This window comes from Hansschlegelia beijingensis (assembly GCF_045505405.1).
Classification (GTDB): domain Bacteria; phylum Pseudomonadota; class Alphaproteobacteria; order Rhizobiales; family Methylopilaceae; genus Methylopila; species Methylopila beijingensis_A.
The window spans coordinates 1-8,396 of the sequence record NZ_JBJKEX010000113.1; the positions used below are offsets into that span (position 1 = coordinate 1).

General features: G+C 70.1%; 10 protein-coding genes. 8 read left to right on the forward strand and 2 right to left on the reverse strand.

The features are described 5' to 3' along the window. Window positions 1–198 precede the first annotated feature (198 nt). The 3 genes from def to truA are packed head-to-tail and all read left to right on the forward strand — an operon-like array spanning window position 199 to window position 2,492. Window positions 199–768 carry a peptide deformylase gene (gene def / locus ACIKT0_RS09180; RefSeq protein ID WP_407105057.1) on the forward strand — a complete coding sequence of 190 codons (570 nt, stop codon included), beginning with the start codon at window positions 199–201 and terminating at the stop codon, window positions 766–768. Window positions 769–787: 19 nt separating this feature from the next. Beyond that, window positions 788–1,723, forward strand: a complete 936-nt coding sequence (gene fmt, locus ACIKT0_RS09185; RefSeq protein WP_407105058.1) for a methionyl-tRNA formyltransferase — start codon at window positions 788–790, stop codon at window positions 1,721–1,723. 4 nt (window positions 1,724–1,727) lie between these two features. Then, window positions 1,728–2,492 carry a tRNA pseudouridine(38-40) synthase TruA gene (gene truA, locus ACIKT0_RS09190; protein ID WP_407105059.1) on the forward strand — a complete coding sequence of 255 codons (765 nt, stop codon included), beginning with the start codon at window positions 1,728–1,730 and terminating at the stop codon, window positions 2,490–2,492. Here truA and ACIKT0_RS09195 read toward each other — a convergent pair. After that, complete coding sequence (locus ACIKT0_RS09195; protein ID WP_407105060.1) at window positions 2,489–3,049, reverse strand: invasion associated locus B family protein; 561 nt, start codon at window positions 3,047–3,049, stop codon at window positions 2,489–2,491. The genes truA and ACIKT0_RS09195 overlap by 4 nt on opposite strands. A 405-nt stretch (window positions 3,050–3,454) precedes the next feature. Here ACIKT0_RS09195 and ACIKT0_RS09200 point away from each other — a divergent pair, with 405 nt between their 5' ends. Further along, entirely contained in the window at window positions 3,455–4,429 is a 975-nt protein-coding gene (locus ACIKT0_RS09200; protein ID WP_407105061.1) for an NADPH:quinone oxidoreductase family protein, read from the forward strand. A 4-nt stretch (window positions 4,430–4,433) separates the two neighbouring features. Here ACIKT0_RS09200 and tlpA read toward each other — a convergent pair whose 3' ends face one another. Then, a complete protein-coding gene (gene tlpA / locus ACIKT0_RS09205; protein WP_407105062.1) occupies window positions 4,434–5,078 on the reverse strand; it encodes a thiol:disulfide interchange protein TlpA in 645 nt (214 codons plus the stop codon). Between the two features lie 54 nt (window positions 5,079–5,132). Between tlpA and argH the strand changes: the two genes are divergently transcribed. The 4 genes from argH to ACIKT0_RS09225 form a co-directional block, all read left to right on the forward strand. Beyond that, window positions 5,133–6,542, forward strand: coding sequence for an argininosuccinate lyase (argH, locus tag ACIKT0_RS09210; protein ID WP_407105064.1), 1,410 nt, complete (start codon window positions 5,133–5,135; stop codon window positions 6,540–6,542). Window positions 6,543–6,586: 44 nt separating this feature from the next. Next, window positions 6,587–6,778 carry an LPS translocon maturation chaperone LptM gene (gene lptM / locus ACIKT0_RS09215; RefSeq protein WP_183394930.1) on the forward strand — a complete coding sequence of 64 codons (192 nt, stop codon included), beginning with the start codon at window positions 6,587–6,589 and terminating at the stop codon, window positions 6,776–6,778. Window positions 6,779–6,797: 19 nt separating this feature from the next. Then, window positions 6,798–8,066: a diaminopimelate decarboxylase gene (gene lysA, locus ACIKT0_RS09220; RefSeq protein WP_407105065.1), complete on the forward strand. Its 1,269-nt coding sequence runs from the start codon at window positions 6,798–6,800 to the stop codon at window positions 8,064–8,066. Between the two features lie 97 nt (window positions 8,067–8,163). Beyond that, window positions 8,164–8,396 (forward strand): DUF4175 family protein (locus tag ACIKT0_RS09225; protein ID WP_407105066.1); only part of this gene is annotated, 233 nt, incomplete at its 3' end.

Genomic DNA, 8,396 nt, shown 5'->3' on the forward strand with positions numbered 1-8,396 from the left:
GGCACAGCGCGGCGACCGCGGCGGCGGCGAGCCCCGCCAGCGCCTCGCCGGACGTCACCGGGCGGCCAGCGACTACGAAGAGGACCTGTTCAGCCATGTCGGACCTTGAAAATGGAACAAATAATGAACATGTTGACGCGCAGGACGCAAGGCCCTATCGGCGGTCTTCAATCCTCCCGCACGCACCCCCGTTGAGACATGGCAGTCGCGCCGCTCGTCTATCTGCCCGACCCGAAGCTCAGGCTCGTCAGCGCTCCCGTTGAGCGCAGCGACGCCGAGGTGCGGGCGCTCGTCCAGACCATGTTCGACACGATGTACGATTCGGCCGGGATCGGGCTCGCGGCGATCCAGATCGGCGTGCAGAAGCGCGTGGTGACGATCGACCTCGCGGGTCAGGACGAGGAGCCGAAGCCGCTCGTGCTGATCAATCCCGAGATCGTCGGGGCCTCGGAGGAGCGGCAGGTCTATGACGAGGGCTGTCTCTCGATCCCGGAATATTTCGAGGAGGTCGAGCGCCCGGCCCGTGTGACCGTGCGTTACCTCGACGTCGAGGCGAAGCCGCAGGAGCTCGAGGCTGACGGCCTGCTGGCGGTCTGCGTGCAGCACGAGATCGACCATCTGAACGGCGTGCTGTTCATCGACCACATCTCGCGCCTCAAGCGGGATCGCGTGACCCGCAAGTTCGAGAAGGCGCGGGCGGTCGGGGAGCTGCCTTCTTTCCCGAAGCGGGAGCGCGACCGGCGCGAGCCGGAGCCCGTCGCGTCCTGAGCGGTCGGGGCGCGCAGGGATGACGCTGCGTCTGGTCTTCATGGGAACGCCGGACTTCGCCGTCCCCACCCTGTCCGAACTCGTCGGCCAGGGACACGAGATCGCGGCCGTCTACACCCGGGCGCCGAAGGCCGCGGGCCGTCGCGGCATGGAGCTCACCAAAACTCCCGTCCATCTTTTCGCCGAGAGCTGCGGTCTCCCGGTCCACACGCCGCGGACGCTGCGCGAGGAGGAGACGCTCGACGTCTTCACGGCGCACCAGGCGGACGCGGCCGTGGTGGTCGCCTATGGGCTGATCCTGCCGAAGGCGGCGCTCGACGCGCCGCGGCTCGGCTGCCTGAATCTGCACGCCTCGCTGCTGCCGCGCTGGCGCGGCGCTGCGCCGATCCAGCGGGCCGTCATGGCCGGCGACGCGGAGACGGGCGTGATGGTTATGCGCATGGAGGAAGGGCTGGACACCGGGCCTGTCGCGGCTGCGGAGCGCCTTCCGATCGGGGCGGACGAAACCGCCGGAGAGCTGCACGACCGGCTGAGCCGGCTCGGCGCCGACTTGATGGGGCGCGCCATCGGCGCGCTGGGGCGCGGCGGGCTCGCCTTTCGGCCGCAGGACCAGGACGGGGTCACTTACGCGGCGAAGATCGAGAAGGCGGAGGCCCGGATCGACTGGAGCCGCCCGGCCAGCGTCGTTCATAACCAGATCCGCGGTCTTTCGCCGTTCCCCGGCGCATGGTTCGAGGCGCCGGGACCGCGCGGCCCTGAGCGCGTCAAGGTTCTTCGCGCGACGCGCGCGGAAGGCGCAGGCGCGCCGGGCGAGCTCATCGACGACCGGCTGACGGTGGCCTGCGGGGAGGGCGCGGTGCGGCTTCTGCTGCTGCAACGCGCCGGCAAGGCCCCCGTCGACGCAGGCGCCTTCCTGAACGGCGCACGTCTCGGGCCGGGCGCGCGGCTCGGCTGACGCGATGCCGCGCTACCGCATGATCATCGAGTATGACGGGCGACCCTTCGTCGGATGGCAGCGCCAGGCGAACGGGCTTTCCGTGCAGGGCGCGCTGGAAGCGGCGATTGCGGCGTTCACGCATGAGGCCGTGACCGTAAAGGGCGCCGGCCGCACCGATGCGGGGGTTCATGCCTCAGGCCAGGTGGCGCATGTCGATCTCGCCCGCGGCGTCCGTCCGGACGTGCTGCGGGACGCCGCCAACGCGCATCTTCGCCCGCACCCGGTGGCGGTGCTCGAAGCGTCCGAGGTCCCGGAGGCGTTCGACGCCCGCTTCTCGGCGATCCGCCGGCATTACGTCTATCGCATCGTGGATCGGCGGCCGCCGCTCGCGCTCGACCTCGGCCGCGCTTGGCGCGTCCCGAAGCGGCTCGACGTCGCCGCGATGGACGCCGCGGCCAAGCGGCTTCTCGGCCGGCACGACTTCACGACCTTCAGATCCGCGGCCTGCCAGGCCTCGAGCCCGCTGCGCACGCTGGACCGGCTCGACGTGGAACGCTCGGGCGACGCCGTGCTGATCAGCACCAACGCGCGCTCGTTCCTGCACAATCAGGTGCGGTCGATGGCCGGTTCTCTGGTCCAGGTCGGGCTTGGCCGCTGGAGCGCCGAGGACCTGGCGACCGCGCTCGCCCGGGCGGACCGCTCCGCCTGCGGCCCCGTCGCGCCGCCCGACGGACTGACGCTCGTGCAGGTCGATTACCCGGATGCCGGTGAGGCTTCCCCGACTTAGCGCGCCTTCGGCGCCGCCGGCCGGCACTCCGCGTTGATCTTGTCGAGAGCCGCCGAGATGCCCGCCAGCGAGTAGCTCTGCGTCGTCTGCCGACCGCGCGCCGGAACCGCCTTCACGGTCATGTCCTTGCGGCCCTCGCGCATCGCCTTCACCAGCGCCTGCTGCTCTTCATTCGAGCTCATGAAGGCGCCGTCGCCGCGTACGAACAGCGTGAACTGCGCGTTGTCGACGTCGAGCTCCACCTGACTGTCAGGCTTCAGGGCGAAGCCAGGCATGACGCTGACCTCGTTGACCACGCCGTCCTGCGGGCGGTTCGAGATGAAGAAGTACGCGCCGGCGGGCGGATTGGCCGATCTGCGTCGGCCTTTCTCGGGCGTGGCGAGCGCGTAGCAGACCTTGCCGCCCTTCACAGGCGCCGCGTAGGCGTTCCAGTCCTTGAATTCGCCGAGCAGGGTCGGTTGAACGCCGGCTGGCGCCCCCTGAGCCAGGGCGCCGCCGCCGCCGCAGACGGCCAGGCCAGCGGCGAGCAGGAGAGCAGGGCGGAGGCGGTCTGTCATGGCGTCGCTTTCGTTTCAGGCGCCCGGCGCGCTGGGCCGCCGGGGCATCGAAGAGTGGGCGCGCTGCGAAGGCGCATTCGGCGCTGAAGGCCCCATGTCGCGCATGAGATTACGTCAAAAAGTTTAGAAAATTCGACCATGCGGCGCAGGTTAGCCTCGGCGAAAAGGTCGTGCTTTAGTGCGCGCTCCGCGGAGCGTCCAACGCTGGAGGACGGTTTCGCGAAGCCGTAATGGGCGGTCCGCTTCTCCGAGATAGGGCGCGACGCGACGCCGGCTGTGGCGGGAGGCCGACCGCCGCGGACGCCGCGATAGGGCCCCGCACGGATCGCGATGCCGGAGACGCTGCTGCCCGCGCCGGAAGCCTGAACTCGGCGGCCTTCCCGCCGCCTGTCTGAAGGATCGCCCGTGAAAGCCGTCGTCTGCGTCGAACTCGGTCCGCCTGAGCGTCTTCAACTCGTCGACCTGCCGGACCCGGAGCCCGGACCGGACGAGGTGGTGATCGACGTCGCCTACGCGGCGCTGAATTTCTTCGACACCCTGATCATCCAGGGCAAGTACCAGACGAAGCCGGCGCTGCCCTTCTCGCCGGGAGGCGAGGTTTCGGGCTGGGTCTCCGCGGTCGGCTCCAGGGTCGAGGGGCTTGTCGTCGGAGATCGCGTCGCCGGCTACCTCGGCTATGGCGGCTGCCGCGAGAAGGTCGTCGCGCGTGCCGAGGCGCTGACGTTGGTGCCGGAGGAGCTCGATCTCGACCGAGCCGCCGGGCTCATCATCGCCTATGGAACGACGCTGCATGCGCTTGCGGATCGCGGCGAACTCCGGCGGGGCGAGACGTTGGCGGTTCTGGGCGCGAGCGGCGGCGTCGGGCTCGCCGCGGTCGAGATCGGCAAGCTCCTCGGCGCCCGCGTCATCGCATGCGCCTCGTCTGCCGACAGGCTGGCTTTCGCGCGTGAGCGCGGCGCCGACGAGATCATCGATTATTCGTCCGAGGACCTGAAGGCGCGGCTGAAGGAACTGACCGGCGGCGCGGGAGCGGACGTCGTCTACGACCCGGTCGGCGGCGCGTTCACCGAGCAGGCGGTTCGCGCGCTTGCCTGGCGGGGACGTCTGCTGGTGATCGGATTCGCAGCCGGCGACATACCTCGACTGCCGCTCAACCTGCCGATGCTGAAGGGCGCCGATATTCGCGGCGTATTCTGGAGCGAGCACGCGCGGCGGGAGCCGCAGGCGCACGCGGCCGAGCTCGCTCGGCTGTTCGACTGGGCGGTCGACGACCAGATCTCCGCCCATGTCGACGTCGTGCTGCCGCTGGCCGAGACGCCCGAGGCGATAGCCCGCATCGCGAGGCGGGAGGCGCGAGGCAAGATCCTGGTCAGGCCGTGAGGAGCTACCGGCCGAGCGCGGCGTCGATGAGCTTCACCCCCTCGGCGCTCGCCCACTCGGCAGGGCCCGGCAGATAGGCGATCTCGCAACCGGAACGGTCGAGGATCAGCGTCGTGGGCAGGCCGCTGCCGCGCCCGACGGATTTCATCGTCTGCAGCATCTTGCCCGAGGGGTCGGCGTAGAGCGGCAGGTTCTGCGCGCCGATCTCCTTGAGGAAGGCCTTGGGCTTGTCGACGGAGCCGAGGTCGAAAGACACCGGCACGACGGCGAAGTCCGCGCCGCCCTTCTGCTGTTCGAGCGCGTCCAGGGCCGGCATCTCGCGGCGGCAGGGCGCGCACCAGGTCGCCCAGAGGTTCAGCAGCACGATCTTGCCCCGGAAGCGGTCAAGGCCCACATCCGCGCCGGTCTCGTCCTTGAAGGACACCGCGGGCAACGGGCGCGGGGCCGAGGGCGTCACCACTCCCGCGAGTTCGCCGACCGCGGCGGCGCGGATCGCCGCCAGCGTCTCGGGGCGCGCTTCGCAGGCCGCGGCCTTGTCCCGGCCGCCGATCCCGTATAGGGCGAACGCGCCTGCTCCAAGAGCGAGAACGACCGCGACTGCGCCCCAGCGGGCGTAGGGGCGACGCGGGCGGGCCGGCGGTTCGGACATAGGCTTCAACCTCGATCGGCGCGGCGCCGGAGCCGGCCAGGAACGCGACAGACAATGAGCAACGCGATGTGGGGCGGCCGTTTCGCCGAGGGCCCGGATGCGGTCCTCGAGGCGATCAACGCGTCGATCGATTTCGACCGCCGTTTCTATGCCCAGGACATCCGCGGCTCAAAGGCTCACGTCGCCATGCTCGCCGCGACCGGCGTGGTCTCACAGGAGGACGCCGCCGCGATCGCCGAGGGTCTGGACCAGGTATTGGGCGAGATCGAGAGCGGCCGCTTCACCTTCTCGCGAGCCCTCGAAGACATCCATATGAACGTCGAGAGCCGGTTGGCCGAGATCGTCGGCCCGGTGGCCGGGCGGTTGCACACCGCGCGCTCCCGCAACGACCAGGTGGCGACCGACTTCCGCCTGTTCGTCCGCGACGCGCTCGACGCGCTCGGCGTATCTCTGCTGCGGCTGCAGCAGGCGCTGGTCGAGAAGGCGGAGAAGCACGCGGGCGACGTCATGCCGGGCTTCACCCATCTGCAGAGCGCGCAGCCGGTGACGTTCGGTCATCACCTGCTCGCCTATGTGGAGATGATCGGCCGCGACCGCGGCAGGCTTGCGGACGCCCGCAAGCGCCTCAACGAGTCGCCGCTCGGCTCCGCCGCGCTGGCCGGCACCTCGTTCCCGATCGATCGCGAGATGACCGCGAAGGCGCTCGGCTTCGACCGCCCGACCGCCAATTCGCTCGACGCCGTGGCCGACCGCGACTTCGCGCTGGAGACGCTGGCCGCGGCCTCGATCTGCGCCGGCCACCTGTCGCGCTTCGCGGAGGAGATCGTGCTGTGGTCGACGCCGCAGTTCGGCTTCATCCGACTGTCCGACCGGTTCTCCACCGGTTCGTCCATCATGCCGCAGAAGCGCAATCCTGATGCGGCCGAGCTCGTGCGCGGCAAGTCAGGCCGCGTGGTCGGCGCGCTGGTCGGGCTGCTCACCGTCATGAAGGGGCTGCCGCTCGCCTATTCGAAGGACATGCAGGAGGACAAGGAGGGCCTGTTCGACGCGCTCGACACGCTCGACCTGTGCATCGCGGCGACCGCCGGCATGGTGACGGACATGACGCCCGACGTGGCCGCCATGCGGCGCGCCGCGGGCGCAGGCTACGCCACCGCGACCGACCTGGCGGACTGGCTGGTGCGGGCGCTCGGCATGCCGTTCCGCGAGGCGCATCACGTCACCGGCCGGGTCGTCGCGGCCGCGGCCGAACGCAAGGTCGCCCTGGAGAAGCTGCCGCTCGAGGTCATGCAGGAGATCGAGCCGCGGATCACCGAGGAGGTGTTCGGCGTCCTCGGGGTCAGGAATTCGGTGCGCAGCCGCACCAGCTATGGCGGCACCGCGCCGGCGAATGTCCGCCGCCAGGCGGCGCGCTGGCGCCGCACGCTTGCGAAACAGCTCTCCGGGCTGGAAAAGAAGGCGTAGCGTTCGCGCGCTGAAGACCGCGCGAAGCGCGTTAGGGGGAAGCCTTGCCGAGCCGCACCATAGCTGTCGCCGCCGCGCTGGCCGCCGCGCTGGCGCTTTCCGCCTGCGGCAAGAAGGGCGATCCGGAGTTTCCGCCCGGAACGCAGTTCGAGACCGTCCCGAACGCGCAGGGGAAACTCGAGAAGCGCCCGAAGAAGCCGCAGCGGCCTTTCGCCCTCGACGGCCTGCTGAACTGATCGCCGGACGGCCGACCGAATGCATCATTTCGACTATCAGGACGGCGCGCTCAGCGCCGAAGGCGTGCCGCTCGCGCGTATCGCGGAAGAAGCCGGCACGCCGACCTATGTCTATTCGACCGCGACGCTGACCCGGCACGTCCGGGTTTTCGACGAGGCGTTCGCGGGGGTCGACCACCTCGTCTGCTACGCCGTGAAGGCGAACTCCAACCAGGCGGTGCTGACCACCATCGCGCGCCTCGGGGCCGGCATGGACGTCGTCTCGGGCGGCGAACTCACCCGGGCCCTTCGGGCTGGCGCGCCGGCCGACCGGATCACCTTCTCGGGCGTGGGGAAGACGGCCGAGGAACTCGCGGCCGCGCTCGACGCCGGCATCCTTTGCTTCAATGTCGAGAGCGAGCCCGAACTGCGGCTGCTGTCGCAGATTGCGGAGCAGAAGGGCGTCCGGGCTCCCGTGGCCCTGCGCGTGAATCCGGACGTCGACGCCAAGAGCCACGCCAAGATTTCCACGGGGTCGGCCGAGACCAAGTTCGGCGTTCCGATCGACGTCGCCCGCAGGGTCTACGCCGAGGCGGCCGCGATGCGGGGCGTGACGGTCGCAGGCGTCGATATGCATATCGGCAGCCAGATCACCGACCTCGAGCCGTTCGAGAAGGCGATCGCGCGGCTCGTCGCCTTCGTCGGAGAACTCCGGGCCGACGGTCACGCGATCCATCACGTGGATGTGGGCGGGGGCCTGGGCATTCCTTATCGCCTCAGCAACGAGCCGCCGCCGCTGCCGGCGGCCTATGCGGAGATGGTGAAGCGGCTTACGGCCGGGATCGACGCCAAGCTCATCTTCGAGCCGGGCCGGCTGATCGTCGGCAATGCGGGGATCCTGCTCACGCGCGTGATCTACGTGAAGCAGGGCGCGCAGAAGACCTTCGTGATCGTCGACGCCGGCATGAACGACCTGATCCGGCCGACGCTCTACGAAGCCCATCATGAGATCTGGCCGGTCTCCGAGCCTGCTCCCAACGCCCCGCGGGCGCGCGTGGACGTTGTGGGGCCGGTTTGCGAGACGGGCGACTATCTCGCGCTCGACCGCGAGATGCCGCTGCCGAAGCCGGGCGATCTGCTGGCGGTGATGACGGCGGGCGCCTACGGTGCCGTCCAGGCGTCGACCTACAATTCGCGCCCTCTCGTGGCGGAGACGCTCGTCAACGGGGCGAATTACGCGCTGATCCGGCCGCGCCCGTCGGTCGAGGATCTGATCGCGCTCGACAGCGTCCCCGACTGGCTCGCCTGACCGGCGCGGCCCCGCGCGGGCGCCAGTGGTGGCCGCCGGACGGTCCGTGTTAAAGTCTCCCTAGGGGGCGTTCTCGGCGGGGGTCGGAGACCGGCGATTGGCGATCGAAGAGCGCGGCGCGCCGCGTGAATCCAGGCTGGAGGCGCTCATCTGGCGAGCGCGCTTCGCTCTGTTCTGGGAGAGCGCCTGGCCCTGGCTCGCCGCCGCCCTGGCGGTCGTCGTCCTGTTTCTCACCGTGTCATGGCTCGGACTGTGGGACGCGCCCGGCAACCCTTACGCGGAGATCGACCGTCAGCTCGCCCGGCTACGGGCCGGCGGAACGCCTGTCTT

Excerpts from the sequence above, each read along its gene's own strand:
- def (WP_407105057.1), top strand. The coding sequence starts at position 199 with ATGGCAGTCGCGCCGCTCGTCTATCTGCCCGACCCGAAGCTCAGGCTC.
- fmt (WP_407105058.1), top strand. The coding sequence starts at position 788 with ATGACGCTGCGTCTGGTCTTCATGGGAACGCCGGACTTCGCCGTCCCC.
- truA (WP_407105059.1), top strand. The coding sequence starts at position 1,728 with ATGCCGCGCTACCGCATGATCATCGAGTATGACGGGCGACCCTTCGTC.
- ACIKT0_RS09195 (WP_407105060.1), bottom strand. The coding sequence starts at position 3,049 with ATGACAGACCGCCTCCGCCCTGCTCTCCTGCTCGCCGCTGGCCTGGCC.
- tlpA (WP_407105062.1), bottom strand. The coding sequence starts at position 5,078 with ATGTCCGAACCGCCGGCCCGCCCGCGTCGCCCCTACGCCCGCTGGGGC.
- argH (WP_407105064.1), top strand. The coding sequence starts at position 5,133 with ATGAGCAACGCGATGTGGGGCGGCCGTTTCGCCGAGGGCCCGGATGCG.
- lysA (WP_407105065.1), top strand. The coding sequence starts at position 6,798 with ATGCATCATTTCGACTATCAGGACGGCGCGCTCAGCGCCGAAGGCGTG.